This is a genomic window from Mycobacterium sp. NGS15 (assembly GCF_059813245.1).
On sequence record NZ_JCALEF010000003.1, the window covers coordinates 628,652 to 652,675 of the forward strand.

At 61.4% G+C, this 24,024-nt stretch carries 27 protein-coding genes and 1 pseudogene; 14 read left to right on the plus strand and 14 right to left on the minus strand.

Features of this window, described 5'->3' with window-relative positions:
- Positions 1–633: a winged helix-turn-helix transcriptional regulator gene (locus tag AC5Y5C_RS10790; protein WP_499971659.1), complete on the plus strand. Its 633-nt coding sequence runs from the start codon at positions 1–3 to the stop codon at positions 631–633.
- An 18-nt stretch (positions 634–651) separates the two neighbouring features.
- Here AC5Y5C_RS10790 and AC5Y5C_RS10795 read toward each other — a convergent pair whose 3' ends face one another.
- Positions 652–1,518, minus strand: coding sequence for an alpha/beta fold hydrolase (locus AC5Y5C_RS10795; RefSeq protein ID WP_499971661.1), 867 nt, complete (start codon positions 1,516–1,518; stop codon positions 652–654).
- A 25-nt stretch (positions 1,519–1,543) separates the two neighbouring features.
- Positions 1,544–2,380, minus strand: a complete 837-nt coding sequence (locus tag AC5Y5C_RS10800) for an alpha/beta fold hydrolase (RefSeq protein ID WP_499971663.1) — start codon at positions 2,378–2,380, stop codon at positions 1,544–1,546.
- A gap of 116 nt (positions 2,381–2,496) precedes the next feature.
- On the opposite strand from AC5Y5C_RS10800, the gene AC5Y5C_RS10805 reads away from it, so the two are divergent.
- The 6 genes and pseudogenes from AC5Y5C_RS10805 to AC5Y5C_RS10830 all read left to right on the plus strand — a co-directional run bounded on the left by AC5Y5C_RS10805 (position 2,497) and on the right by AC5Y5C_RS10830 (position 6,290).
- Complete coding sequence (locus AC5Y5C_RS10805) at positions 2,497–3,087, plus strand: TetR/AcrR family transcriptional regulator (protein WP_499971665.1); 591 nt, start codon at positions 2,497–2,499, stop codon at positions 3,085–3,087.
- A 28-nt stretch (positions 3,088–3,115) separates the two neighbouring features.
- Positions 3,116–4,117: an NADP-dependent oxidoreductase gene (locus AC5Y5C_RS10810; RefSeq protein ID WP_499971667.1), complete on the plus strand. Its 1,002-nt coding sequence runs from the start codon at positions 3,116–3,118 to the stop codon at positions 4,115–4,117.
- Between the two features lie 130 nt (positions 4,118–4,247).
- Positions 4,248–4,676: a cellulose-binding domain-containing protein gene (locus tag AC5Y5C_RS10815; protein WP_499971668.1), complete on the plus strand. Its 429-nt coding sequence runs from the start codon at positions 4,248–4,250 to the stop codon at positions 4,674–4,676.
- 168 nt (positions 4,677–4,844) lie between these two features.
- On the plus strand, positions 4,845–5,213 hold the full coding sequence (locus AC5Y5C_RS10820) for a heme-binding protein (protein ID WP_499971670.1): 369 nt from the start codon (positions 4,845–4,847) through the stop codon (positions 5,211–5,213).
- Positions 5,214–5,353: 140 nt separating this feature from the next.
- Positions 5,354–5,536: pseudogene (locus tag AC5Y5C_RS10825) on the plus strand (hypothetical protein); the annotation flags it as partial.
- A gap of 145 nt (positions 5,537–5,681) precedes the next feature.
- Complete coding sequence (locus tag AC5Y5C_RS10830; protein ID WP_499971672.1) at positions 5,682–6,290, plus strand: LGFP repeat-containing protein; 609 nt, start codon at positions 5,682–5,684, stop codon at positions 6,288–6,290.
- A gap of 106 nt (positions 6,291–6,396) precedes the next feature.
- Here AC5Y5C_RS10830 and AC5Y5C_RS10835 read toward each other — a convergent pair whose 3' ends face one another.
- On the minus strand, positions 6,397–7,770 hold the full coding sequence (locus AC5Y5C_RS10835) for an NADP-dependent succinic semialdehyde dehydrogenase (RefSeq protein WP_499971674.1): 1,374 nt from the start codon (positions 7,768–7,770) through the stop codon (positions 6,397–6,399).
- A gap of 29 nt (positions 7,771–7,799) precedes the next feature.
- On the opposite strand from AC5Y5C_RS10835, the gene AC5Y5C_RS10840 reads away from it, so the two are divergent.
- A complete protein-coding gene (locus AC5Y5C_RS10840; RefSeq protein WP_499971676.1) occupies positions 7,800–9,443 on the plus strand; it encodes an acetolactate synthase large subunit in 1,644 nt (547 codons plus the stop codon).
- Between the two features lie 23 nt (positions 9,444–9,466).
- On the opposite strand, the gene AC5Y5C_RS10845 is transcribed toward AC5Y5C_RS10840, so the two are convergent.
- A complete protein-coding gene (locus tag AC5Y5C_RS10845) occupies positions 9,467–9,922 on the minus strand; it encodes a DUF1942 domain-containing protein (protein WP_499971678.1) in 456 nt (151 codons plus the stop codon).
- Positions 9,923–10,005: 83 nt separating this feature from the next.
- The gene (locus tag AC5Y5C_RS10850; RefSeq protein WP_499971679.1) at positions 10,006–10,581 is read right to left on the minus strand and encodes a cysteine hydrolase family protein; all 576 of its coding nucleotides are present in this window, start codon (positions 10,579–10,581) and stop codon (positions 10,006–10,008) included.
- A gap of 140 nt (positions 10,582–10,721) precedes the next feature.
- Between AC5Y5C_RS10850 and AC5Y5C_RS10855 the strand changes: the two genes are divergently transcribed.
- Complete coding sequence (locus AC5Y5C_RS10855; RefSeq protein ID WP_499971680.1) at positions 10,722–11,822, plus strand: glutamate--cysteine ligase 2; 1,101 nt, start codon at positions 10,722–10,724, stop codon at positions 11,820–11,822.
- 20 nt (positions 11,823–11,842) lie between these two features.
- Here AC5Y5C_RS10855 and AC5Y5C_RS10860 read toward each other — a convergent pair whose 3' ends face one another.
- The 3 genes from AC5Y5C_RS10860 to AC5Y5C_RS10870 all read right to left on the minus strand — a co-directional run bounded on the left by AC5Y5C_RS10860 (position 11,843) and on the right by AC5Y5C_RS10870 (position 14,007).
- Positions 11,843–12,409 (minus strand): dihydrofolate reductase family protein, encoded by a 567-nt coding sequence (locus AC5Y5C_RS10860; RefSeq protein WP_499971904.1) that lies wholly within the window; start codon positions 12,407–12,409, stop codon positions 11,843–11,845.
- 105 nt (positions 12,410–12,514) lie between these two features.
- Complete coding sequence (locus AC5Y5C_RS10865; RefSeq protein WP_499971682.1) at positions 12,515–13,072, minus strand: NAD(P)H-dependent oxidoreductase; 558 nt, start codon at positions 13,070–13,072, stop codon at positions 12,515–12,517.
- A gap of 74 nt (positions 13,073–13,146) precedes the next feature.
- Positions 13,147–14,007, minus strand: a complete 861-nt coding sequence (locus AC5Y5C_RS10870) for a haloalkane dehalogenase (protein ID WP_499971684.1) — start codon at positions 14,005–14,007, stop codon at positions 13,147–13,149.
- Positions 14,008–14,172: 165 nt separating this feature from the next.
- On the opposite strand from AC5Y5C_RS10870, the gene AC5Y5C_RS10875 reads away from it, so the two are divergent.
- Positions 14,173–14,613 carry a MarR family winged helix-turn-helix transcriptional regulator gene (locus tag AC5Y5C_RS10875; protein ID WP_499971686.1) on the plus strand — a complete coding sequence of 147 codons (441 nt, stop codon included), beginning with the start codon at positions 14,173–14,175 and terminating at the stop codon, positions 14,611–14,613.
- Between the two features lie 299 nt (positions 14,614–14,912).
- Here the strand turns inward: AC5Y5C_RS10875 and AC5Y5C_RS10880 are convergent, their stop codons facing one another.
- Positions 14,913–15,959: an AurF N-oxygenase family protein gene (locus AC5Y5C_RS10880; RefSeq protein WP_499971688.1), complete on the minus strand. Its 1,047-nt coding sequence runs from the start codon at positions 15,957–15,959 to the stop codon at positions 14,913–14,915.
- Between the two features lie 154 nt (positions 15,960–16,113).
- Here AC5Y5C_RS10880 and AC5Y5C_RS10885 point away from each other — a divergent pair, with 154 nt between their 5' ends.
- Positions 16,114–16,449, plus strand: coding sequence for a DUF4873 domain-containing protein (locus AC5Y5C_RS10885; RefSeq protein ID WP_499971690.1), 336 nt, complete (start codon positions 16,114–16,116; stop codon positions 16,447–16,449).
- A gap of 30 nt (positions 16,450–16,479) precedes the next feature.
- Here AC5Y5C_RS10885 and AC5Y5C_RS10890 read toward each other — a convergent pair whose 3' ends face one another.
- Positions 16,480–17,259 (minus strand): DUF3658 domain-containing protein, encoded by a 780-nt coding sequence (locus tag AC5Y5C_RS10890; RefSeq protein ID WP_499971692.1) that lies wholly within the window; start codon positions 17,257–17,259, stop codon positions 16,480–16,482.
- A gap of 419 nt (positions 17,260–17,678) precedes the next feature.
- Between AC5Y5C_RS10890 and AC5Y5C_RS10895 the strand changes: the two genes are divergently transcribed.
- Positions 17,679–17,927 (plus strand): DUF3297 family protein, encoded by a 249-nt coding sequence (locus AC5Y5C_RS10895; protein ID WP_499971694.1) that lies wholly within the window; start codon positions 17,679–17,681, stop codon positions 17,925–17,927.
- Positions 17,928–18,306: 379 nt separating this feature from the next.
- Here AC5Y5C_RS10895 and AC5Y5C_RS10900 read toward each other — a convergent pair whose 3' ends face one another.
- From AC5Y5C_RS10900 to AC5Y5C_RS10915, 4 genes are all read right to left on the minus strand, one after another.
- Positions 18,307–19,059 carry a hypothetical protein gene (locus AC5Y5C_RS10900; protein WP_499971696.1) on the minus strand — a complete coding sequence of 251 codons (753 nt, stop codon included), beginning with the start codon at positions 19,057–19,059 and terminating at the stop codon, positions 18,307–18,309.
- A gap of 1,363 nt (positions 19,060–20,422) precedes the next feature.
- Positions 20,423–20,950 carry a GNAT family N-acetyltransferase gene (locus AC5Y5C_RS10905; RefSeq protein ID WP_499971698.1) on the minus strand — a complete coding sequence of 176 codons (528 nt, stop codon included), beginning with the start codon at positions 20,948–20,950 and terminating at the stop codon, positions 20,423–20,425.
- 267 nt (positions 20,951–21,217) lie between these two features.
- Complete coding sequence (locus AC5Y5C_RS10910; protein ID WP_499971700.1) at positions 21,218–21,568, minus strand: nitroreductase/quinone reductase family protein; 351 nt, start codon at positions 21,566–21,568, stop codon at positions 21,218–21,220.
- Between the two features lie 49 nt (positions 21,569–21,617).
- Positions 21,618–22,241, minus strand: coding sequence for a TetR/AcrR family transcriptional regulator (locus AC5Y5C_RS10915; RefSeq protein WP_499971702.1), 624 nt, complete (start codon positions 22,239–22,241; stop codon positions 21,618–21,620).
- Between the two features lie 164 nt (positions 22,242–22,405).
- Here AC5Y5C_RS10915 and AC5Y5C_RS10920 point away from each other — a divergent pair, with 164 nt between their 5' ends.
- Together AC5Y5C_RS10920 and AC5Y5C_RS10925 are read left to right on the plus strand one after the other, a co-directional pair.
- A complete protein-coding gene (locus AC5Y5C_RS10920; RefSeq protein ID WP_499971704.1) occupies positions 22,406–23,287 on the plus strand; it encodes an SDR family NAD(P)-dependent oxidoreductase in 882 nt (293 codons plus the stop codon).
- A 237-nt stretch (positions 23,288–23,524) separates the two neighbouring features.
- Complete coding sequence (locus AC5Y5C_RS10925) at positions 23,525–24,013, plus strand: hypothetical protein (protein WP_499971706.1); 489 nt, start codon at positions 23,525–23,527, stop codon at positions 24,011–24,013.
- Positions 24,014–24,024: the final 11 nt, after the last annotated feature.

Below are 24,024 nucleotides of genomic sequence, written 5' to 3' on the forward strand. Positions count from 1 at the left end.
ATGCGCAGCTATGGTCAGTACTGCGGGCTCGCCCGCTCCCTCGAGGTCGTCGGCGACCGGTGGAACCTGCTCATCGTTCGGGAGCTCCTCGTAGCCCCCGCCCGCTATCGAGACTTAATCGACGGCCTCCCAGGTATCGCGACCAACCTGCTCGCCGACCGGCTTCGCGACCTTGAGGCTTCGGGCGTACTTCAGCGGCGGCTGGCAGGGGAGGGGAGCGCGGTCGAGTACGCCCTCACGCCGTGGGGCGCCGAACTCCGCGAACCGATCGAGAGCCTGCTCCGCTGGTCCACGCCGCTGATGACCCGCGGCCCCGCCGCTGATGATGCTTTCCGTCCCCAGTGGCTCACACTCGCCATCCCCGCCCTACTCGACGCCCGGGTCAAAGTCCGCTCCTCGATGACGATCGGCCTCGAAACCGGCGCCTCCCCACTGCAACTCCGCGCAACACGCTCCGGCTTCGAGGTAGGCCCGCAAGACGGCCGCACACTTGAGGCCACCGTCCGCGCCGACCCCGCCTACATCCTCGGCCTTGCGGCCGGCGCCCTTACCGTTAGCGACGCCCGCGCACTGGGACTGGTTGAGATCGACGGCGACGAGTCCGTCATCCGCGCCGTGTTCGGCGCTTGCTAGGAATCCAGACGTGACCGGTCAGCCGTCCAGGAACTGGATTGCGGCAGTGGAAAATTCGCGGTTGTACTGGAAGATCCCGCCGTGGCCGGAATTGGGATAGATGGTGAGTCTCGAGTCGGCGATCCGCCGGTGCATGTCTTCAGACAGTGCTGTGGGGACCATGCGGTCATGGTCGCCATTGGCGATGAACGTCGGCTGGGTAATTGCCGAGAGGTCGGCAGGACGCGAACGCCCCCAACGTTTGATCGCTTTGAGTTGGGTCCGAAAGGCCTTCACCGTGATCGGGGCGTCTCGATCCTCAGTGCGTTCCTTGAGGCGCTCGACGAATGCGCGCGCAGCGCGTTTGCCGATTTCGTCGCGGTTGAAGAACAGAAACTCCTTGGGGTCCACACGATTGAGGGTGGCACGCACCATGTCGTAGTAGGTAGTCCCAGCGACCTTGTCTATACCCTCTCCACCCGCGGGTCCGGTACCGGTGAGGATGAGCTTGCGGACGAGTTCGGGGTGTTTCAGCACGAGCGCTTGGGCGATCATTCCGCCGAGCGAGAAGGAGAAGACATCGACGGTGTCGAAGCCGAGCGCCCTGATGAACGTGTAGGCGTCGTCGGCCATCGATTCGATAGTGCCGGGCACGGCGCCGGTGGTGGCACCGACGCCGCGGTTGTCGAAGGCGATGACGTGATGCTGTTGTGCGATCGGATCGATAATCCGGGGGTCCCAGTTGTCCAGCGTGGCCGCGAGATGGACGAAGAAGATGACCGGAATTCCTCCCCTCGGCCCTAACTCGCGGTAGGCGTAGGTCACGCCCGAAGCAGTAACCGTGCGTGACGGCGCGTGAGCGTACGAGGTGATGACGGCGTCATGTTGGCTTTCGTAGGTGTTCATGTGTGCTCCCTAGTGGTGTCGATGTTCAGTGCCCGGCGAGGAACGCCAGTGCATCCGGCACGAAGGTTCGGTGATGCTGAAACACGCCGCCGTGTCCCGAGTCGGGATAGATCTTCAGCAATGCATTCGGCAGGCGCTGTGCCATATCGGTGGAGAGGCTGCTGTCGACCATGAGGTCACGGTCACCATTGGCGACGAGGACAGGCTGGGTGATGACCGACAGGTCGTCCGGCTGGCTTAGCCCGGCGTGCCGGATGGCCTTGAGCTGAGCGATGCGCGCCCTGGCCGAGATGCGTTTGTCCCGATGCAGGGCACGTTCTTTGAGCCGGGAGAGATAGTCCGATGCGGCGCGCTTGCCCTCCGCAGTACGGGGAAAGAACAAAAAGTTCCGGGGGTCGCTGAACGTGAACGCCGCTTTCAGATAGGCGATTCCGACGATGGTGGCCATTTTGTCGATGCCGCCGCCGCCGCGGGGACCGGTGCCCGCAAGGATCATGCGCCGCACGAGTTCTGGTGCCTGGAGGGCGATCATCTGAGCCACACCGCCGCCGAGCGAGAACCCGAAAAGATCAACGCGTTCACGACCTAGCGCGCGGATGAAGGCAATCGCATCAGTGCCCATCTGTTCGACCGTGACGGGCACCGACCCTCCCGTGGCGCCGACGCCACGATTGTCGAAGGCAATCACGCGGTGGTGTGCGGCGATGCCGTCGATGATGCGCGGGTCCCAGTCGTCGAGAACCGCCGTCAGGTGGTGCAAGAAGATCACCGGAACGTCTGAGCCCGAGCCACATTCGCGGTATGCGAACTCGACACCACCGACGTCGATCGTGTGAGTCGGAGCGTCTTTCCACGTCGCCATCCCATGTCCTTCCCGCCACCGGCGCTATTGTCGTATGATCGTAATATTACGACTGTAAGTTAATCGGATATGATTCGCAAGGACAAGCCTCAAGCGGCGAGGGAGGAGACAGGCGGGTGGCAAGATACGACGCGGAGCACAAAGCCGACACTCGCCGTCGGATCATCGAGACGGCGAGCGAGCGCTTCAAGCGGGACGGCATCGATGGTTCCGGTATCGCGGCACTGATGTCCGATGCGGGCCTGACCAACGGCGCGTTCTACGCGCACTTCGAGTCCAAAGACGATCTCGTCGCCAAGGTGGTGGCTGACCAATTAGGCGCCCAGCGCGCGGTCCTGGCGTCGCTACCCGGGGGCCGGGCAGCAGTCGAGGAATTCGTCCGCGAGTACCTCGCGCCACATCACCGTGACAATCCAGGCACGGGTTGTCCGTCTGCCGCACTGCTCGACGAAATTGGCCGTTGCGATGACGCTATCCGTAACTCCTACACCGACGGAATTCAATCCGTCGTGGACGTAATTGCGACACACCTGTCTCCCTACGATCCGCCCGCCGCCCGAACCAAGGCACTCGGACTGGTCACGATCCTTGTCGCCACACTGCAACTCGCGCGCGCCGTCTCCGACCGGAAACTCTCCGACGAAGTTCTTGACGCAGGCATCCACAATGCGCAGATCATCCTGAACGACGACCAACCTGTTCACTAAGCCACCTTCTGAGGCAAGGAAAGACCACATGAAAGCATTCGTCGTCGCCCGATACGGCAAGAACGAGGTCTGCGCGGCAGAGACATCTGAGCCGAGTGTCGGCGTGAATGATGTTCTCGTTCAAGTGCGCGCGGCCGGCATCAACCCGCTGGACATCATGGTCCGCAATGGTGAATTCAAGCAGCTTCTCAAGTACAGACCACCCTTCGTGCTCGGCCACGACGTTGCCGGCGTGGTCACCCAGGTCGGCGCGGGCGTCCGCGGCTTCACCGTCGGCGATGAGGTCTATGCACGTCCACGCGACCTACGTATCGGCACATTCGCCGAGTACATCGCGATCGACAGCGAGGATGTCGCGCTTAAGCCGGCCAGCCTATCTGTGTACGAGGCCGCCGCGGTGCCCTTGGTCGCGCTGGCCGCCTGGCAAATCCTGGTTGAGAAGGCACAAGTTAAGCCCGGTCAGAAGGTTCTCGTCCATGCCGGGGCCGGGGGACTGGGGTCCACCGTCATCCAGCTGGCCAAGCATCTCGGTGCGTACGTAGCCGCCACCGCAAACGGCGCCAGAGAGGAACTGGTCCGTGACCTCGGCGCGGACCTCGTCATCGACTACACCACCCAGGACTTCTCCCAGATCCTCTCCGGTTATGACGTAGTGCTGGACTCGATCGGAGGCGAGAACCTGATCAAGTCGCTCACGGTGCTCAAGCCCGGTGGCCTGGCGATCAGTGTCACTGGGCCACCCGACGCGGGATTCGCCAAGCAACTCGGCGCGCCCAAACCTTTCGAGTTCGTGTTGTCATTCCTCAGCCGAAAGGTCCGCAGAGCCGCCCGGAAGCTCGACGTGCGCTATTCGTTCTTCTTCATGCGGGCGAGTGGCACACAGCTTCGCGAGCTCGCCACGCTTTATGACGCGGGCCACTTGCGGCCGGTCATCGACTCAACCTTCGCCTTCGACCAAACAATCGAAGCGCTCGCCTACGTCGAAAGCGGCAAAGCAAAAGCCGGAAAAGTAGTCGTCACGCTCGCATGAAGTGGCCGTGAGCGGCGATTGTGGCCTCATCAATGAACAAATCTCGCGACGGTCTCAGTTGAGCAAAGATACTGCGGCTTACGGGCGCTGCGAGGGCCGATATTGCTGTCTGGCTTTACTGTGAGCAGTTATGGCCGGACGTGACAATTACGTGAAACGCTGGCGCACAGCACTTCACGTAACAGTGTCAGCGTTGATACTTGCCATCGTCGGACTCCCCGGGGCGCCCGTAGCCCACGCGGCCGCGGCCACCGCCACATTGTCGGTGACATCGACGTGGCAGACCGGTTTCATCGCGAGTTTCACCATCACTAACGTGAGTACGGTGCCGCTCACCGATTGGAGGCTCGAATTCGACTTGCCGATGGGAGAGTCCATCCGGCACACGTGGAGTAGCACCCTTGCACAAACCGGCACGCACTATGTTCTCGGCCCCGCGAATTGGAACCGCACCATCGCGCCGGGAGGTTCAGCCACCGGTGGGCTACGAGGCGTCCTGAGCGGCTCTTACACGCCACCGTTGAATTGTGTGCTCAACGGGCAATATCCCTGCAGCTAGAACGTCGACAACCGTATCCGGGTGCGGGACGGCCACCGGGCCCGACGATCTGGGATCTGTGAACAGCGGGCTACCGCCCAACCAGCAACAGCGCGACTGGCGAAACCTAGCCATTGCGTTACTGTTTCCTTTATCAAGCAAGATCCGCCTCTCACGGAAGGAGTTCGCATGTCGTCTGCTTCAAGATTTGTGGTTTACGCCGGAATCGCCGCCTCTGCTTTGGGGTTGTCGGGCGTTGGAATGCCGCTGGCCTCGGCCGATGATCCCGGCATAGATGCACCCAACTGTTCTGCGGCGGACCTGCTGGGAGTGATGTCCGGAGTGGCGGCCGCTGAATCGGTCTATCTGCACACACATCCCGACGTGAACGAGTTTTTTAACGGCTTCAAGGGAAAATCGAGAAGCGAGATACGTTCGGAGATTGACGGGTACATGGCCGCGAATCCAGATGTTCGTAGCGATCTCGAAGGAATCCGCCAGCCGGTCACCGACTTCAAGGAACGTTGCGGCGTCTCAGCCAGCCCTGTCGTCAATTGAGCCTGAAGAGAGGTGGCGCATTCCTCATGAGTACAGAATCTAGATTTGGTCTGCTACTGGTACTCACCCTCATCGGTTCCGTAGCCCCTATAGGTGCCGGCTTTCTCGGCGCGACACCTATCGCGGGGGGAAATGCGGCTTCTGTCACGTATCGTGCAGATTCCTGGGACGATGAGGCCGAGTTTCTCATCGGACACGAAGCGATGAATACTTACACGCCCGATTCGTGGCAGGTCGTGGGTGATCCTCAGCTCGACACCGGTGGAAGAAATAGCGGCGGTATTGGAAAGTCTTGCAACAATCCCGGAGTTCAATGCAGGTAGCGTTCCCCGGCTCGGTATGAGGACTCTGCGGGCTTGCGCGATATCCGTTGATAACCCCGCCGTATTCGATTCTGCCGTAGTCTCGGGCGGGCGAGAGGTTCAGCCGCAACTGACCTACATCACAGGAAGACGCGAGAGGAAGCTCATGAGGACGATCGCATACCGTTGCACTGCAGTCGTCGGCGTAGCCGCCGTCGCGCTGATCGCTGTGGGCTGCAGCAATGGCGAGGGCGCCGATTCGTCGATGCCTCCTCAGGTCGGATTGATCGCCACGACCTCTTCTGCGGCGCCGACGCGGCCCACCGAGGTAAAGCTGATCGGGGACAGGGACGTCGAGGTCACGCTAACCGGCCCGATCGCCGCCAAGTATTCGTCGGCAACCGAGGATCAGAAGCAGGCTCTCGGCAAGGCACTGACAGGTGATCGCAATGCGGGCACACGGGAGAGCGGCGCGGTGTTCCAGCAGTTCCAGGGCGGCGCAATCATCGCTAAGAACAACCAGACAGGCACGCCTGCATACATTGTGGTGGGCAAGATCCGGGAGGCCTGGAATATCCAACGTGGCCCCGACGGTGCGCCTTCTATCACCGGCGACAACGGCTCGGCAGGTCCGTTGGGCCTTCCCACCAGCGACGAGAACACCGTCGGCGATCTGGTTGTGTCGACCTTCGAGCACGGCAAGATCGAATACAACACGAAGACCGGTCAGGTCGAGGTGACGCTCAACGGCAAGGCCGTACCTTCCGGGCTGTAGACGGCGGTGGCGATTCGTGCACCAATTTCATTCTGAGCCAGCCACGTTCATCGATTCGCGCCAAGCTTCGCCGCGGAGAAGACACCGTCCCGCGCCGAGACAAGGTTCATGCGATCCAGGCCGTCTTGGCGTTGCAGAACTCCCGAATGCCGTGGGCCGAAAGTTCGCGGCCGTACCCTGAGCGTTTGATGCCGCCGAACGGAAGTTCTGGATACGACACCGTCATACCGTTGATGAAGACCTGGCCGGCATCGAGGTCGTCGATGAACCGTTGTTGCTCGGCCTCATCACGTGTCCAGGCATTGGATCCCAGACCGAAGGGGGTGGCGTTGGCGATCTCGATCGCCTCGTCGATGTCGGTTGCGCGGTAAACCGAAGCGACCGGCCCGAACACTTCCTCGGCGAAGATCGGCATGTCCCTGGTTATATCGGTGATGACGGTGGGCGGGTAGAACCAGCCCGGGCGATCAGGGCGCACGCCGCCACAACGGACAACAGCCCCTGCCGCTACTGCTTGTTCGACTTGCTGCTGGACATCGTCGCGACCCTGTTCCGTGGCCAGCGGCCCGACGTCGGTGTTCGGATCCGTCGGGTCACCAACACGCAGCGCGGCCATCTTCTCTGCAAACTTGGCCAAGAACTCGTCATAGATGTTGGCGTGAGCAATGAATCGTTTTGCTGCGATACAGGATTGGCCGTTGTTCTGGACCCTCGCGGTGACCGCGGTCGAGACGGCCTGATCGAGATCGGCCGACGGCATCACGATGAACGGATCGCTGCCGCCGAGTTCCAACACGGTGCGTTTCACTTCGTCGCCAGCGATCGCCGCCACCGAACGTCCGGCGGGCTCGCTCCCGGTGAGCGTGGCCGCGGCCACACGCGGGTCGCGCAGGATACGTTCGACTGCTCCCGATGGCACCAGCAACGTCTGGAAGCAACCGTCGGGAAATCCGCCACGGGCGATCACGTCAGCGAGATACAGCGCGCACTGGGGCACATTCGACGCGTGCTTCAGCAGGCCGACGTTGCCTGCCATCAGCGCGGGCGCAGCGAATCGCACCGCCTGCCACAGAGGAAAGTTCCATGGCATCACGGCAAGTACCACGCCGAGGGGCTGGTAGCGCACATGGGCTTGTGATGCTCCCACGGGGGATGCTGGCGCCGGTTCCGCGGCGAGCATATCCTCTGCGTTCTCCGCATAGAATCGGAACCCCTTGGCGCACTTGAGCACTTCGGCCTTCGCCGAAGCAAGTGTCTTGCCCATCTCCAGGGTCATCAGGGCGGCGACCTCGCCGGCTTCGGCCTCGAGAAGGTCAGCGGTGTTTATTGCCCAGGTCGCGCGGTCGGCGAAACTTGTCTTTCGGTACTGCCGGAACCGGTCATGTGCACGGCCAATAGCGATGTCGATTTCCGTATCGGAGGCCGGCGTGTAGGTCTTGACGGTCTCTCCGGTAGTTGGGTTGATCGTTGCAATAGGCATGCGTCCAGCCTGCCACTACCGTGGGCAAGATGAGCACAGCTGCCGAAATCATGGTGAAGTGTCTAGAGAACGAGGGAGTTTCCGTCGTCTTCGGGATACCGGGGGAAGAGAACATCCGGCTCATCCAGGCGCTCGCGGCGTCAGATATCCGCTACATTCTCACTCGCCACGAGCAGGGCGCAGCGTTCATGGCCGAGATGTACGGCAGGGTCACGGGGCGTGCCGCGGTGGTATCGGCAACCCTGGGGCCGGGAGCAATCAACATGCAGCTCGGGGTCGCCGACGCATCCACAAACAGCACCCCGATGGTCGCCATCTCCGCCCAGGTGGGGCAGGACCGCGTATATAAGGAATCCCATCAATATGTAGATCTGGTGGCGATGTTTCGGCCGATTACCCGCTGGGCAGACGGCGTTCCCACCGCGCGGGCGATCCCGGAGATGTTCCGTAAGGCATTTAAACTCGCGGAGACCGAACGCCCGGCGGCCGTGTTCCTGGCCGTGCCCGAACACATCGACGCCGATGATGCCGACTACGACTTGAAACCGTTGCCACGCAATGTGGTACATCCCGAAGCGCCGATGGCCGGCCAGGTGCAGCGCGCGGTCGACATCCTGCGGCAAGCGCGCCGCCCGGTGGTACTGGCCGGCCACGGCGCGGCCCGCAGCGACGCGACGGCAGCGCTCGTCCGGTTTTCCGATGCACTCGCGGTGCCCGTTGCCAATACCTTCCACGGTAAGGGAGCGATGCCCGATGACCATCCGAATAGCATCGGGACGGTGGGCTTCATGCGCCGCGACTATGCGAACTTCGGCTTCGAGAACGCCGACGTCATCGTCGCGGTCGGCTATGAGCTGCAAGAGTTCGATCCGGTCCGGATCAATCCGCACGGCGACAAGAAGATCATCCACATCCATAGGTTCCCGGCCGAGGTCGACGTGCATTACTCGGTTTCCGTGGGAATCATCGGGGATATCAGCGCGTCCGTGAATGCACTCACCGATGCATTGGCCGGGCATCGCTTCGACAGCACATCCGCTCCGGGGTGCAGCCTGCTCGCCGAGGAATTCGCACGCGGACAGCAGGACTCACGCTTTCCCTTGGCTCCGCAACGGATCGTCGCCGATACCCGGGCCGCTCTCGGTCGCAGCGACATCGTGCTCGTAGACACCGGCGCCACCAAGATGTGGATGGCGCGGCTCTATCCGACCTATGAGCGCAATACCTGTCTGGTTTCAAACGGTCTGTCCACCATGGGTTTTGCGCTACCCGGCGCACTGGGTGTCAAGCTGGCACGCCCCGGCGCGAAGGTACTGGCGGTCGTGGGCGATGGGGCGTTCCTGATGAACTCGCAGGAGATCGAGACTGCCGTGCGCGAGCGGATTCCGTTGGTGGTGCTGATCTGGGAGGATGGCGGTTACGGGCTCATCGAGTGGAAGATGGATCTCGAACTTGGTGAACACCACTATGTTTCATTCACCAATCCCGACATCGTCTCCTATGCTGAGAGCTTCGGTGCAAAGGGCTATCGCATCACCGCTGCCGACCAACTGCTACCGACCCTGCAAGCTGCCCTTGACGACGAAGGGGTCACGCTGATCAGCTGTCCCGTCGACTACTCGGAGAATTTGAGGCTTACCGACCGGCTCGGTCAGTTGGACGAGGCTCTGTAGCCGCGCACTCTGCGACAACCTCGTTAGCTCTTCCAGACCGCCCTCTCGGTGCCTCCGGCGTCCCGGTAGACAACGCTGTCAGGAGCGGTCCCGCCCTTTACGTCGAAATAGATCCTTCCGGCGGTTTGGGCGCCCGGCGTAAGTGGTTGATTAGGAAGACCATCCGGCTCGTTTCCCTTCATCACCGCGTAGGTGGAGCTGTTGACAGCTCGCGCGTTGAAGTCTGCAATGTTCGGCGTCGGCGATCCGTTCACGGCCCGAGCTGTTACGTCCGAGTACCACACGCCGTCGTTGTGACCGCTGGGCTGCAAGTTGCTTATGGTGTAGTCGATGGCGCCGCCAGGACTGGGAATCTCTGCCTTTTGGCCGAAATCCAGTGTTTCCGGGTCTGCCAGCGCCGGTGCCGCCGTCACGATTCCGGCCGCCGCGATGCCAGCGACAGCCATGACCGACTTCCGCGCGATCTGGGTGAATGCCACGTCAAACTCCTTCCGCTGTACTCCTGCCATCCAGGAGTGATTGCGTGTGGTTGCGCCGAAGGTTGTATCCAAACTCGGGCAGTTCAAACCAGGCTGGTGGATTTTCCTCCCGCAGCCCCTCCGGGAACGCATTGTGTGCCGCTGCGCAATGCAGCGCTCATATTGCGCCGCATCATTTCCAGAGCAGATTCACCCAAGTTCGGGTCGATAGAAGCCACGGCGTCGGTGGGGATAACCACATCGAAATGGCGCACGTACGCGTCCAGAGCGCTGTAGAGAATGCACTGCTCAGTAACCTGCCCGCACAAGATGAGCTGGCGGGTTCCGAGTCGCCCCAGGAGGTATTCCACGGGAGATGCGTAGAAGACGCTGTGTCTGACTTTGGTGATAAACCGGCACTCACGCTCGGGTATGAACGGACTCACCAAGTCGGGGCGGGCGCCTTCAAGTGCTGCCTGCACAATGGCGGCCGGGCCTGCGGCGAAATCACCATGGTTGTCGTTCACGTAAATCAGATCCACATCGCTGCGTGCCTGCGCTCGGGAAATCAGACTAGCCAGGGGCTCAACGATCTTCGCCACGTTGTCTGCCAACTGGTTGGCATCCGAATGTTGGTACGTATTGAACATGTCGATGACGAGCAGTGCGGATTCACTCATACTGGGGGATACCCGTTCCGTAGCGGCCCCAATCCGCGTCGAGGTGGCGAACGATGGCCTCGATGACGGCAGATGGGAATCCCAAATAGCAGGTCTGGCACTGGGGTTTGGCATGTCGTCTGTCGGGGAAATCTCCAGCCATGAGTGGTCATCCGACCGTAGGGGTGGAGGAGGAGTTTCTCCTGGTTGATCGGCAAAGCGGCCAGCCCGTCGCGCGCAACAGGGACGTCGCGCACGATGCGTCGGCGCAGGGCGTCGAATTGCAGCTCGAGCTGACCAGCTGCCAGGTCGAGAGCACCACGGCGGTGATGAGCACCAGCAGCGAGTTACGTGCCGAGCTGAGTCGGCTGCGCCGCATGGCAGCGACAGCAGCGGCGACCCAACGGGCGCACCTGCTGGCCGTGGCCCTGCCGCCGACAGTGCCGCAGGCCTTCCCGGTCACCACCACCGCGCGCTACCGCCGGATGGCTGACCTGTTCGGCATGCTTGCCCACGAACAAGGTATCTGCGGGTGCCACGTGCATGTGGCCGTGCCCAGCCGCGAGTCGGCCATTGACGTGAGTAACCGGCTGCGGCCCATGTTGCACCTTTTCCTTGCGCTGACTGCAAATTCGGCGGTCTACCGCAGCGCCGACAGTGGTTATGCGAGTTACCGCACGATGCTGTGGACCCGCTGGCCCAGCTCTGGACCACCGCCATACTTTGAATCTGCCGAGCACTACGACACCACTGTCGAGACGCTGCGCCACAGTGGGGCAGTGCTCGATGACGGCATGATCTATTGGGACGTGCGCCCGTCGGCCCACTTCCCGACGGTGGAAGTCCGTGTTTCCGACGTTCCCGCCACCGTGGCGGAGACGGTGCTGTTGGCCACGATCATCCGGGCCGCCGTGATGAGCGCCCTGGAAGCGCAGCAGCGCGGCGACCCGGCGCCACGACACGCGGACTGCATATTGCGTGCTGCCCACTGGAGAGCGGCACGCGACGGGCTGGATGGCATGGCGGTGGACCTGGCGGACAGTTGCTCGACGGTACCGACGCGCGTTCTGCTGGCCAGACTCGTCGAGCGCCTTCGTCCGGCCCTGGAATCACTAGGCGACTACGAGATGGCGCACGAGGAGTTGGCGCGCATCGCGGAGCAAGGCAACGGCGCCATGCGCCAACGTCGGGCATGGCGCCGCGCCGAGAACGCCACAGAAGTCATCTCTGAATTAGCAAGAGCAACAACGACCTTCGAATGAAACGCGAGCTGCGCGTCCGGTTAGTGGTGTTTCGTCTCGTAGCGCAGCAGGACGCTGCCACCAGGGAAGGTGCGATTCTCCAGCAGCCGCAACGAGATCCATGACGGCAGGATAGGGAAGAAGGGGGTGCCTCCGCCCACGGCGGTGGGCGCGACCACTATCCGGTACTCATCCACCAGACCGGCCTGCACGATCGGTGCGGCCAGCGTCGCGCCGGCCACCTCCAGCTGGCCGTCGACCTCGGCTTTCAGCGTCGTCACCACCTCGACCGGGTCTGCGCGTTCCAGGCGGGAGTTCCATTCGACGGACTCCAGGGTGCGCGAGAACACAATCTTCGGCATGTCACGCCAGACCTGGGCGAAATCAACGATCAAAGCGGTGGCGTCCGGGGCCTTGTCGGCAGTCGGCCAGTACGCAGACATCAGTTCGTAAAGCCGACACCCGTAGAACGACAGGGCAGTCTCCCGCTCAAAGTCGTTCCAGTACTGGTGCAGTTCTTCGCTCGGATCAGACCAGTCGATGTTGCCTTGCGCATCGGCGATGTACCCGTCCACCGACACGTTGAAGCCATAGATGAGTTTGCCCATGCAGATCAGACCGCACCGGAAGGCAAAACTCATCGCGACGCCACCGACATTCGCGTGCTGAGTGACACGATCACCACACTGTGGCCTGTGGACAGGCCGCCAGCGCTAACTACTGGCAGCTGTCAATGCGTCCAGTGCCTTGGTCAGCTCGGCAACCGTCTCGGCATGCTCACGCGGGTGCTTACCATCGAAAGCCGAGGAGGCCACCGCGAGCTTGACGTCCTCGAGCACGTTCGCCGTCGCAATCCCGGCCGCCTTGCGCGTCTCATCGATCGCCCAGATACCGCCGTAGCGGCCCGCCGAAGTCCCGATCACGACGGTCGGCTTGCCCTTGAAGACGCTAGAACCGAAGGGGCGCGACAACCAGTCGATCGCATTCTTCAGCGAGCTCGAGATAGTGCCGTTGTTCTCGGGGCTGACCAACAACACCGCATCAGCGGCGGCAACAGCCACCCGCAAAGCCTCGGCGGCCGCAGGTGCACCACCCACACCATCTAAGTCCTCGTTGTAATGCGGAAGATCGCCCAACCCCTCATAAATACTCACACTCACACCCACCGGCGCGTTCTCAGCCGCCGCCTCAGCAAGCTGCCGATTAAGCGAAGCCTTACGCAGACTCCCAACAATTGCCAGCACATTCTTCTCCGCCACTACCTCGGCCATAGCGAACACCTTTCCAATGTTTCGAACTTCTGCTGCGTGCAAACGTGTATGTCCCGGGTACCTGCCCGGCGCCCCTAATGCAGGTTGTGCAGGTCGGCCCAGGCGTTGACCGCTGCGGCAATTCCGAGCGGCTGATCCTCGGGGGTCTCATGACCCGCGGGCCCGAGTTTGTCGATTTCCAGACCGGGAATCGTGTTAGCACACCAATCAATCAACTCAGAGGTGGTTGATGTGGAGAGTGTGGGTTCGAAGGTCAGGAAGAGTTTGGGAACGCCGGGCGTGGCCGCCAACCACTCGTCGAATGCCAACACCCGTGCCACGACGTCGGCGGGTGCGCCGTCCACCGGTTGCGATCGCGCCCATTGCAGAAGCGGTCTGCGGCTGGCACGGGTCGGATAGTAACTGCGGTAGACAGCCAAGTCGGAAGCACTGAGTCCACTCGCCGTCGCGGCGGAGAGGAGTTGTTCTATGAAGATGTTCTGGTCGAGAACCATGGATTCACCGACTCCCTCGGCGCGGATGGTCCGGAACAGTTCACGCGCGCTGGCAGGGAAGTCGTCCCAGCTCATCGGTTTGATGATCGGTTCGCTGAATGCCACACCGCGTACCCGGCCGGGATGTCTTGTCGCCCAATCGAAGGCCAGGGCGCAGCCCCAGTCGTGGCCCACTAGGACGACTTCATCGAGCCCCGCTGCGTCGAACCAAGCATCCAGATAACGCGCATGGTCGTCGAATGTGTAATCGATGTCCGGCTTGCCGGAGTCGCCCATCCCGATGAGGTCGGGTGCGAGGCACCGCCAGGAGGGGGCGATAGCCGGGAGCACATTCCGCCACACATAGGAGGAAGCAGGGTTGCCGTGTACAAAGACCATCGGCGCACCGGTACCGGTCTCACGATGGAACATAGTCGAATCAAGAACCTTCAAGACTGGCATGAATTGGCCTCTCTATGTCGTCGCCACCGTGGCACCCAGAATGAAAGTCGCGGGCCCGGCTCCAGAGCTATCCGCCGCGCCATCCGTCTTCGGGGGCGGGCCGGCCCACTTAGATTAGTTGATAAGTCAGTAATTGACTAATCAGCTTAATGTAAGCTCCTTCACATGGACGATCTTGAGGCCGTGCTTGCCTGGCGGGCAGTCATTACAGGCCACGCGCGGGTGATTCGGGCGATGTCGGAGAACATGCGTGCACAGCACGGCCTGGCGCTCAAGGAGTTCGAAGCGATGCTGCATATCGCCGTCCATGGCGATATGCCGTTACTGCAAAAGGATCTGGCAGAACGTCTCACCCTCAGCACAGGTGGAATCACCCGGATGATCGACCGGCTGGAAAGCGCCGGATTTGTCATGCGCAGCTGCCACAGCACCGACCGGCGAGGTAACACCATCGAGTTGACCCCCGCCGGACGCAAAAAGTTCGAAAGCATGAACGAGAGCCACGAACAAGACATCCATACCTATTTTGGGGCGCACTGCACCCCGGAGGAACTAAGCACCCTCACTCGCGCGATGACGAAAGTCCGCGACCAGAAGCCCGCCTGACCCATTGTGCCCCTGAGCCTCCGGGTTCGTGCATTGGTGGCAAGTTCCAGTTAACAGCGGACGCCGGTTAAAATAGGCGCTGGAATGCTTTGTGGGGCTTTTAGATAGACGCACCGGATGGGCTACCACCTCATTCTGACGCATGCTGGTCGCGCGGCCGTGTCAGTGCGGGTTGCACTGATCCACGGTCACGGTTCTACGGGAAGCTCTGACCTCGGTCGCGCCCATCGAGAAGGCCCCGATGCGCTTCCTCCATGGCCTAAGCCCCCAACCCCAGTACCCACTCGGGCGTGGGCGGCCTATTCATCCGTGGCCCCTGCAGTCGAGCCTTCTACCGGACGCAGCCAGCTCCTTCGTTCCTTCCATCTGCCGCGGCTAACGGCTGCAGACACATCCTCAGGAAGTCCCCGCGAGAGCCGCCAGATCAGAACGGCGGGCCATCCTTTGAGGATTCCGGCGTCATAGAAGAAGCGCGCCATGGGCGCCAGTACAAACTGGGCATTTATCCGGTACTGCTTGCCGAAGAACGCGGCGAGGAAGCCCTTCACCGGGTTGATGCCCACCGCCCGATACATCTGCGGATTGAGCAGGCCCGTCAATGGAAAGGTCAACGCCGCCAACGCGGCGGTCATGCGCGTCGCGAACCGCCCTAACGGCCCTGCCTCGTGGTAACCGCGGACAATTTCCTCCTTGGCGAACGCGACATGCCGTGCTTCCTCAATGACGTGGATGCGCATCGCCGCGCGCGCATGCGGCTGCAGGGTTGGGTCGTTCATTCCTTCCCGCTGCAGACGATCGAACACATCCTCTGCCATCAAAGTCGCGGTGTACATCACCGTGCCGACCGGCAACAGGCTGCTCAGAACTGGAATAAGTTCCTGCATAACACGCGGCAAGGGGTAGGTGACAGGCGACGCCCCTTCACCCATCTTGTCCACTACCCGCGTAAACATCGTGGAATGTCTTGCCTCCTCACTAATTTCGGTGAGCAGGTACCTGGTGCGGCTGTCGGTCACAGGGCTCACCATGAGGTCGTGATAGAGAAAGATGCCTAGCGCTGCTTCGAACCAGATTCCGACGATCAGGATGCTCCCGAGCTGCTGACGGCCGAACTCAAGCCGCTGTTCGGCCGTCAGAGCGCTCCAGAGTTCGGTACCCACCAAGCTGGCACGGCGCTCGCTGAGCCACGGCATACCCGGCACGGGTGGCGCGTCCCAATCGATCTCAACCTCGGGGTCGTAGTACTTCTCCGCCGAAGCTTTCAGCCTGCGCGCAGTCGACAGTTCATGGTCAATCTCAGCACGTCTACCGACCTGGCTGCGGTCGTTGACGATCTCAATGCTCATAGTCCACGTCCCCTCACTCCTAACCGAAACCCTTCGTAAAGTTATCGGTAACTTGTAGTACTAGATACACACCGTTCGGTGTACTAGTCTGAACGGTACGCCTTCCAACGCGAGAAGCAATACCCAATTTCATGTCATCGGAAAGGGTCGGTAAATGCGTATAGAAAGCAACTCCTCAAACAGTGATGTCGAGCTGGACTACTGCGGGCCAGCGACTTTCACGATTCAAGGCGAGGAGATCAATGTAGAGGTAGAGCTGCGTGGGTTCTTTCAACCGATCGACGGAACGTATCGCTGGCATGGTCGAGTGACTACGGATACTCCTGCGGTAGCCCAACTCGCAGGCGACCGATGCGCTGGCGTGATTCACACACCGCACGGGCGAGTAGCCATGACCCTTGATGAGGTCGACCTGTGGGGCCGGTACCGAGTGCGGGGCACTGGACGCCCGCCCTTCCCGACCGATGCAACGCCCCCTCTATCGGAATGAACTGCACCGCAACACCTCATAGTCACGCCATTACCGCCGCCCTGGTTCAAGTGTCGCTTGCCAACTTGCCCGTCGAGCGTGTTTGACCTTTGAGTGCTCCACGAGCCAAGGGTCGCCGTCAGCCGCTAGCACCCCAAATTCGGTCAACAATTTGATCCGCCAGAACAAGGGTGAATCGCCGATATCCATGCGGGCCATGACCGGGGCCACAATTCGGCGGATTGGCGTCCACCGCGAGCTTGCCGCATTGACTAGGGCGCTGTCGTAGTAGTCCTCGGGGGCCGAAACCAACTTGCCGTTGCTGAGAATACGGAAGGTCTGGTTCTCTTGTTCGAGCCGTTTCCAAGTAGCGCGGGCTGTGACCCGTTCATTCACAGGGATGGAGCATGCGCGGTTAAGATGCCGGGCGAGCTCGCCTGCAGTATGGGCCCCGCTGGCGCCGTTGAGCGTCACGACACTGAAAGCGCTGTCGGACAACTTGTCACACATCGCATGGAAGAACGCTGAGTCGTGCGCGTTGCCCTGCCCGTACCAGAGTACAAGCTGGTCAGCACTGCTGACCTCGTCCCAAAACTTCGCCAGTTCTTCACCAGGACGAGAGACTGGTCCGCCGGTTTGCGCAATAGCCATGTCGGCCCACCACTGCCACCACTGAATCCGAGATGCAGGATCGCCCGCTTCCAATGGGCCCACACTAAGGCTCTCCGGGAACCACGCAAGGCGATCCCGACAATGCTCGGCGCTGGCGTCAAGGGCAATGCGCAGCTCAGAGGCGACCGATGGCCCGCTCACCACATGCAACGTGTACATACAGCCAGTCTTCCCAAGAAAGCTGATGATCTCCTGACAATGAGAGGCCATCAGGGCGCTGCTACACACGAACCGCACGCCATCGGCGACACCACTACCTGACGGCCTAAACCAGCGCTCACAGCAACGGGGGGTGGCCAATTTTCAGCCGTCGATTCCTGATCAATTTCAATTGCCGTTGACACTGGGCCGCCATATTCGGCTCCGTCGCATTCCTGCCGATACGAACGTGCGGAATTCATCAGAAGGCGGCAGGGGAGCGGCCCGGGTTGGCAGCCTCGCGCGACCGGGTCGACGCGAACATCTTGGGAAGAGCTAGAACGGCCCTCCAAGACCTAGGCGCAGCCCGCCACTGCAGGGTCGCGTAGATTCTTTGAGAACAATCCGAGCACCTAACGCAGCATTCAACGAAGGCCATCATGTCCGAGGATCAGAACACAGACGTTCCACCGAATCACCTCTCCATCGATCCGCGCAGCGCCTTCTATAGCGAAGAGGCGCTTCGCCGCGACGTGGGTATTCGCTTTAATGGCGTCGAGAAAACCAATGTTCACGAATACAACGTGGCCGAGGGTTGGGTGCGTGTTGAAGTCCCAACCGCGAAGGATCGCCGCGGAAATCCTATGGTCGTCAAGCTCAGTGGCACGGTTGAACCTTTTTTCCGCTGAGGCGTGGCTGTCAACCGGCCCCGGCGGCCGTCCCGTGACTCGAGCGGCAGCGAGCAAGCTACAACGAGTACCTGCGATTCAGTTGAGTTGCGACGGGGGAGAAACGCCGTCAACCGTCCGGCGCGCGGGGGTGGGCGTCTCGCGGTGGGTTGTTATCGGGGCGGCCGGAGCGATTGATCGGGTGAACTAACACCCAGATATGCTAGTAATCCTTGCATATTCGATTTGGCACTATTCGACGCGGACCGGAGAGCGGACCACCGCCGAACCAACTCCGGTGGTCGGCGACTTCCGGAACCGGATAAGCCGAAACCAGGACAACGGCCTGGACACGGGCAGAATGGCCTGCCGGCGGCGAAATCGGCCAGGACCGGCCACATCAGTGCTTAGACGCGTACTCAACCTTGGTGACGATCCACCGGTTCTTCTGGTACTCGAGAGTGGTGGCCCAGGTCCCGTGCGTGGTCTGCGGTGCAGGGTTTCTAGGTGTCGTTACCGACCAGGCGATCTGTGACTCAACGCGAGCGTTGGTACCGGAGCACTCGACCTGCTTGCTGGTCAGCTCGGCGATATGCGAGACGTATCGATCTGCGCCCGGAATGGTGCTGACGGAGCGGAATGCCTGTTCGGACTGTGTGTAAACCTCAGGGGATAGACGCTCCTTGAGCGCGGGCAGGTTCTGATCTGCGAGACCGGTGAACTCAAGGCTCAGGTGGGCAACCCCGTCGGCGGCGGCAACCGTAGTGTCGCAGTGGTTCGAGGCGCGTCGGATCACGTAGTAGGCGGTGGCGCCCCCCGCGATCACTAGTACTGCGACAGCTGCGACTACCGCCCTTCGCATCCGGCGGTTCCCGGACGCCGCGGCCGAAGGTGTGGGTGCCGGCAAGGTCGAGGCAGCGTTCTCCGATTCAGCAGGCCGACCCGACTGTATGCCCGGCACTGCGGGCCCACCGGCAGCCAGCGGTGCAGCGAGCTCTGCTACGAGCGTGCGCAGCTGGCCATCGTCGTCGAGATCGATCTGCTGCTTGAAGGCCTGCTCAGCCACTGCCATCACCTGCTCGCGGCTGATGGTTTGCCCCGTCAGCGCGGTGATCCGCTGGGAAAGCTCAGCGAGCCGGTCGTTCACAGTCATGCTCGCTACCCTAACCACTCCTTCACCGTCCATGCGGCCACCGGGATTCATTTGAAGGGGCAACCTGTGTCGACACGATGCTTACCGATCCGGAGCACGACCAAAAACATTGCGTTGCAGGGCGTTAAGTAATTATTTGGTGCAACCGGCCCGTTTTGTAACTAGCGTGGATGTCGCCCTTGCTATCGCCGCGCTGTGCCGCAATGGAGCGGTGACGACTTTGGAGAGTCTGCTGGCCGGATATCCTTGGTGACGAGCCCACCGACAGAAATATCTGGCTTGCGACGCGTCGCGGAACTGACGGTGCACAGTTGGCGTCGCCGCAAGCGACGCGAGTCCACACCGTAGGCACGGCGGGCAGAAAGCCCTGCACCGCAGCCGAAGACGATGGGACGAGCGGTGGCCGGCAGGTAGGCGGGTGAGGATTCATCTGGATGCGATATGCAGTAGTTTAACTGACATAATGTGTCTTATCGGCGTTAGTTATGCGCAGGATCAACGACGAAGAGCCACCATCTGCGCCTTTCTGGGCCGCACCTCCGCGCTTGGTCGCGACCCCACGCGGCCACTCATCAACTAGGCGCGGACGCCGACCCACCGAGCGAACACCCGTACATAAAGACTCACTGGGCCAACCGCCCGACGCCAACATCCAAAACTCCTCGGGCGCGGCATGTTTCGCGATTCGGATACCCCTTCGGACCATCCAGCTCCACACCCTCATATCGTCACAGTGACGATATGAGGGTGTGGAGGCTGGCCCCGCCTCGCCCGGTCGGCGAGCAGCATTACCGCCTGCGCCCCCGCCGCTCAATCGAGATCCCTTGGTGCTCATCTAATTCGGAACAGGCGTGACATGACGGCTCATTGCGAAGGATGTCAACGCAACTTTCCCACGGTCCCAATCGCCTTCGACAATTCGCGCGACTCATCCCTCCATACGCATCCCGATCCGTAAACCAAAGCTGCGCAATCGCATAACCGCCACAAGAACGGCACTACCCCATCACTCTGCCCTCCCCGCCCGTTCACAGGCATTACGTCACTGTGACGTAATATTAATGAAGTTGCCTACCGCACAACCCTTTTGATATCCGGCGGCGATGAGCGCGCGCATGACGATATCGATCTCGACCCGGATCGTGCCAACCCCCCGCTTCTCTGTGGGCGGATGAGACCACGCCGATGGGTGCCGATACCTGTGCTGCTGCGGGGAATAGCCGTCGGCCACGTATTGATCGTTGACGGCTGTGCCGGGCGAAGGATGGCGGCCTGTCCAACGCAGTTCCGCGGTGGCATCCAATCAGAACTTGGACCGGCTCCCGCCTGACGTGACGAGGCAACCAACTCTTGGCTAGTACCGCTAAATTCGTTCCAGCAGAGATGCTTTGACATCGGGCCAGTCGTCATCGACCAGGGAGTACTGCGCCGTCGTCCGCCATGTCCCATCTGGACGCGGATACTGCTTACGGAGCAGGCCCTCGAATGTGGCGCCGAGTTTGAGAATCGCTGCTCGCGATTGGAGGTTCTGTTCGTGGGTGTGAAACACCACGCGGATCGCGTTGAGCTGCTCAAAGGCATACCGCAGCAGCAAGTACTTGGCCTCCGGATTGGTGCCATCTCCATGGTTGCTCGCCGAGTAGTAGGTGGCCCCGATCGCCACCGAGCGATGCCGAGGATTGATGTCATAGAAGCTGGTGGTCCCCACAATTCGCGACGATCGGCAATCAGTAACCGAAAAAGCCAGCCGGTCAGGGGTATTTAACGCGGCAGCGATGTACTCATGCGCCGAATCGACGTCAGCGGGCACTACGGTCCACTCGAAAGCATCCGGACGGTCAACTGCTGCGGCAAGAGCAGCACTGTCCTCGGGCACTAGCGGCTTCAGCACCACCCGATCACCTGCCAGCCTCGGCAGGCCAACCCAATCAACAGCAGCGATATCCGCGTCATGCCGACGAGATTAACAATCGACAGCACAACCGGAGTAATCATTTTCAGCTGCCTCGCCGTACCGCCCCATGTCGAACGCCCGGGCACCGATCATGCGCATCCCAGATCCGTAAACCGAAGCCACATAGTCATGAATGCTATTGCTCTGCAGCTCTTTTAACATCTGCCGTCAACAGTCTTCGTACCGCGCCCGTGGGCCCCTCGGCTACTCCTCGGACAGGTCGATGCGGATAGTCAGCAGGTTGGTGCCACTGAATTTGACTGCTGCACTGTTGATTCTCGGAAGGCTTTTGAGCCTGGCGACGGGGTCATCGTCCGGAAGAAGGTGTGCCGTCCCGGTGTGCCATCGCTTCTTGAAGCGCAGTCGCACGCTCGGGTTGGCTCGAATGTTCTTAACGTATGCCGATTGATCGCCGAACTCGGACACCATCCAGAAGGTGTTGCCGTCTTTGCGTCCCCCCACCGGCGTGACGCGTGGAAGTCCGGAAGTGCGTCCCACGGTCTCCAGAGCCGTGCGGCCCTCCACCTTCCCGATCAGTGGATTCATGATGCGCATTAGTGGTCGTAAGACGTTGTACCTGTTCATATTTGGCCCGGCCATTGCATTAATCGAATTCGTGGATCGCGCTGGCAGCACCCGGTAAGGGCCGGCGGGGACGCTGGTCGTTGTTGAGGCCGTCTAGCAGCAGCGCCAGGTGACGGCGCCAGGCGTCGGGGTTGACCTGGCGGGTGACGTCGGCGAGCGCGCCCACGCTGAAGATAACGCCGAAGAAGTCGTCAGGGTGTGCGTCAGGCCGCAACGCGCCACTGCTGTGGGCACGCTGGACAAGCATGGCGAGGGCGGCCTCGATGCGCAGGTGCTGGGCCTCGACCTGGGCGCATCCACCGCGGTTCAGGACCTCGGTCATGCCGCGGCTGCCAGCCATCCGTTCGCATGCGAATTCGAAATACTCGACCAGCGCCTGCCAGGGTTCCTCGCCCGTGGTGGCCTTTTCCGCGGCCTCGGCCATGGCGGCGAAGTTCAGTTCAAACACCGCGTTGATCAACTCGTCCTTGCCCGCAAAGTGGCGGTAGACAGTCCCAACGCCGACTCCAGCGTGGTGCGCGACATCATCGAGGGTTACGCGCAGACCACGTTCGGCAAACACCTCATTCGCAGCCCCTAAAAGGCGCGCACGATTACGCACCGCATCAGCCCGCTGCGGACGCTTTGCTGTGGCCTCACTCACAGCACCGGCCTCCATCCAAAATATATGAAACGGAGAGATTCTCACCGTTTGTGCTACCTTACCAATATCCGGAGGAAATATCACCGCTTACTGAGAGATATCGGCTTCGGAGTACAAAAAGCCTGTTTAACCCGCCTGATAGCACGAGAGGGCAAGGAATCGACATGAACACACCCGCGAGCAGCACTGGGTACGGGCCGCTGTCGATAGTGACCGGCGGCACCGACGGCATCGGCAAAGAAGTTGCCCGCGGGTTAGCCGGCAGCGGAAAGCGGGTCTGGATCGTGGGCCGCAACCAGGCCAAGGGCACCGCAGCGGAAGCCGAATTGCGCGCCCACGGCGATGTGCAGTTTGTGGCCGCGGATTTGAGCGTGCTCACACAGGTACGGGCTCTGTCGGACACCATCCTCGCCGACACCGACGAGATCGACATCTTGGTCCATTCCGCGGGAATCCTCGAGATGAGTCACGGACTCAACGACGACGGCATCGAGAAGAATTTTGCGATCAATTACCTGGCGCGGTTTCTACTGACCGAACGGCTGTTACCGGCGCTGACCAAGGGACGCGCGCGCATCGTCAATATCGCCGGCGCCGGCATGAACAAGCTCGACTTCGATTTCGACAGCCTGCCGGGCATCCCGAAACTGTCCCCCTTCAAGACCTTCGCCCAATCACAGGCCGCCAACGACGTGTGGACGCAGGACCTCGCGTCCCGTCTCGCCAGCTCCGGCGTCGTAGTCACTGGGGTGATGCCGGGCATGGTGGAGACCAATATCCGGCAAAACGAGGCCAACGGATTCCTGCTGAGGGCCGTCGACAACCGCTGGCTCAAACCACTGCTGCGCAAGTTCGTCATGCTCAGTCCGGCCGTCGCGGCGATCACGCCGGTGTGGCTGGCCACCGATCCGGCTGCCGCCACCATGAATGGCGGGTTCTTTGGCCCGAAGAAGAAGACCATCACTGTCCCAGCCGGCTCGAAAGACCCCATACTGCAACAACGTCTGCGCGACACCAGCATCCGTCTTGTTGGCGGGCAGCTTTGAGAACCACTGAAACCAAAGCAATACGGTTCGCCCGCCAGGAAGGACGGCCTTGTGTCCCCAAGCGATTCGCATGAACGACCTGCCGATGGCGGCTGGCTGGACAGAGTTCGGCGTTGGGCCACTAAAAATCGACTCCACCCAGCCGCGCCGGTCCCGTCGACAGTCCTAACACCTACGGATTCCGCGCCGACAATCTCACCGCTGGATCCGACGTTGCCGCCCTTTGCCGGAATCTCCGTGGACTACGTGTGGAACCAATTCGTGCAGCTATTCGCCGATGACCAAGCAAGCCGAATCGAGCTTGACGAATACCAGCAGCGCCAACCGCTGAACTGGAGCGACCTAACATCAGCAGTCACCCGCATGGTGACCGACGATGACCCCGACGGCGACGGACTCTATACCGACATCGGCGCATGGTTGCGCGTCAACCAGGAACCATACTTGCGCCCAACACCAAAGGCTGCCGCTCTCTGCGTATGGTTGTGGCACAACGGGTTACACGCCGAAGCAGTTGATGTATACGGGAGAATCTGGAACACCGTCCGCGCCCGCCACCGCGGCGAACACCGCATCGGCTGGCCGCCAGATACCGCCCTGGAAGGCTTCCGCCATGCCGCATACCCCCACTGGGACAACGCCGATCACGAACAGTTCTGCACACTATTCCGTGAACGCCACGTCGACCCGCAGATCGACCGCAGCCTCAATCACCTTTTCGGCTAGTCGCAGATAGC

What these genes read in the sequence shown, in the direction of transcription:
- AC5Y5C_RS10790 (WP_499971659.1), top strand. Translation starts at nt 1, where the DNA reads ATGCGCAGCTATGGTCAGTACTGCGGGCTCGCCCGCTCCCTCGAGGTC.
- AC5Y5C_RS10795 (WP_499971661.1), bottom strand. Translation starts at nt 1,518, where the DNA reads ATGAACACCTACGAAAGCCAACATGACGCCGTCATCACCTCGTACGCT.
- AC5Y5C_RS10800 (WP_499971663.1), bottom strand. Translation starts at nt 2,380, where the DNA reads ATGGCGACGTGGAAAGACGCTCCGACTCACACGATCGACGTCGGTGGT.
- AC5Y5C_RS10810 (WP_499971667.1), top strand. Translation starts at nt 3,116, where the DNA reads ATGAAAGCATTCGTCGTCGCCCGATACGGCAAGAACGAGGTCTGCGCG.
- AC5Y5C_RS10815 (WP_499971668.1), top strand. Translation starts at nt 4,248, where the DNA reads ATGGCCGGACGTGACAATTACGTGAAACGCTGGCGCACAGCACTTCAC.
- AC5Y5C_RS10820 (WP_499971670.1), top strand. Translation starts at nt 4,845, where the DNA reads ATGTCGTCTGCTTCAAGATTTGTGGTTTACGCCGGAATCGCCGCCTCT.
- AC5Y5C_RS10830 (WP_499971672.1), top strand. Translation starts at nt 5,682, where the DNA reads ATGAGGACGATCGCATACCGTTGCACTGCAGTCGTCGGCGTAGCCGCC.
- AC5Y5C_RS10835 (WP_499971674.1), bottom strand. Translation starts at nt 7,770, where the DNA reads ATGCCTATTGCAACGATCAACCCAACTACCGGAGAGACCGTCAAGACC.
- AC5Y5C_RS10840 (WP_499971676.1), top strand. Translation starts at nt 7,800, where the DNA reads ATGAGCACAGCTGCCGAAATCATGGTGAAGTGTCTAGAGAACGAGGGA.
- AC5Y5C_RS10850 (WP_499971679.1), bottom strand. Translation starts at nt 10,581, where the DNA reads ATGAGTGAATCCGCACTGCTCGTCATCGACATGTTCAATACGTACCAA.
- AC5Y5C_RS10855 (WP_499971680.1), top strand. Translation starts at nt 10,722, where the DNA reads ATGAGTGGTCATCCGACCGTAGGGGTGGAGGAGGAGTTTCTCCTGGTT.
- AC5Y5C_RS10860 (WP_499971904.1), bottom strand. Translation starts at nt 12,409, where the DNA reads ATGGGCAAACTCATCTATGGCTTCAACGTGTCGGTGGACGGGTACATC.
- AC5Y5C_RS10865 (WP_499971682.1), bottom strand. Translation starts at nt 13,072, where the DNA reads ATGGCCGAGGTAGTGGCGGAGAAGAATGTGCTGGCAATTGTTGGGAGT.
- AC5Y5C_RS10870 (WP_499971684.1), bottom strand. Translation starts at nt 14,007, where the DNA reads ATGCCAGTCTTGAAGGTTCTTGATTCGACTATGTTCCATCGTGAGACC.
- AC5Y5C_RS10875 (WP_499971686.1), top strand. Translation starts at nt 14,173, where the DNA reads ATGGACGATCTTGAGGCCGTGCTTGCCTGGCGGGCAGTCATTACAGGC.
- AC5Y5C_RS10880 (WP_499971688.1), bottom strand. Translation starts at nt 15,959, where the DNA reads ATGAGCATTGAGATCGTCAACGACCGCAGCCAGGTCGGTAGACGTGCT.
- AC5Y5C_RS10885 (WP_499971690.1), top strand. Translation starts at nt 16,114, where the DNA reads ATGCGTATAGAAAGCAACTCCTCAAACAGTGATGTCGAGCTGGACTAC.
- AC5Y5C_RS10890 (WP_499971692.1), bottom strand. Translation starts at nt 17,259, where the DNA reads ATGTACACGTTGCATGTGGTGAGCGGGCCATCGGTCGCCTCTGAGCTG.
- AC5Y5C_RS10895 (WP_499971694.1), top strand. Translation starts at nt 17,679, where the DNA reads ATGTCCGAGGATCAGAACACAGACGTTCCACCGAATCACCTCTCCATC.
- AC5Y5C_RS10900 (WP_499971696.1), bottom strand. Translation starts at nt 19,059, where the DNA reads ATGACTGTGAACGACCGGCTCGCTGAGCTTTCCCAGCGGATCACCGCG.
- AC5Y5C_RS10910 (WP_499971700.1), bottom strand. Translation starts at nt 21,568, where the DNA reads ATGCGCATCATGAATCCACTGATCGGGAAGGTGGAGGGCCGCACGGCT.
- AC5Y5C_RS10920 (WP_499971704.1), top strand. Translation starts at nt 22,406, where the DNA reads ATGAACACACCCGCGAGCAGCACTGGGTACGGGCCGCTGTCGATAGTG.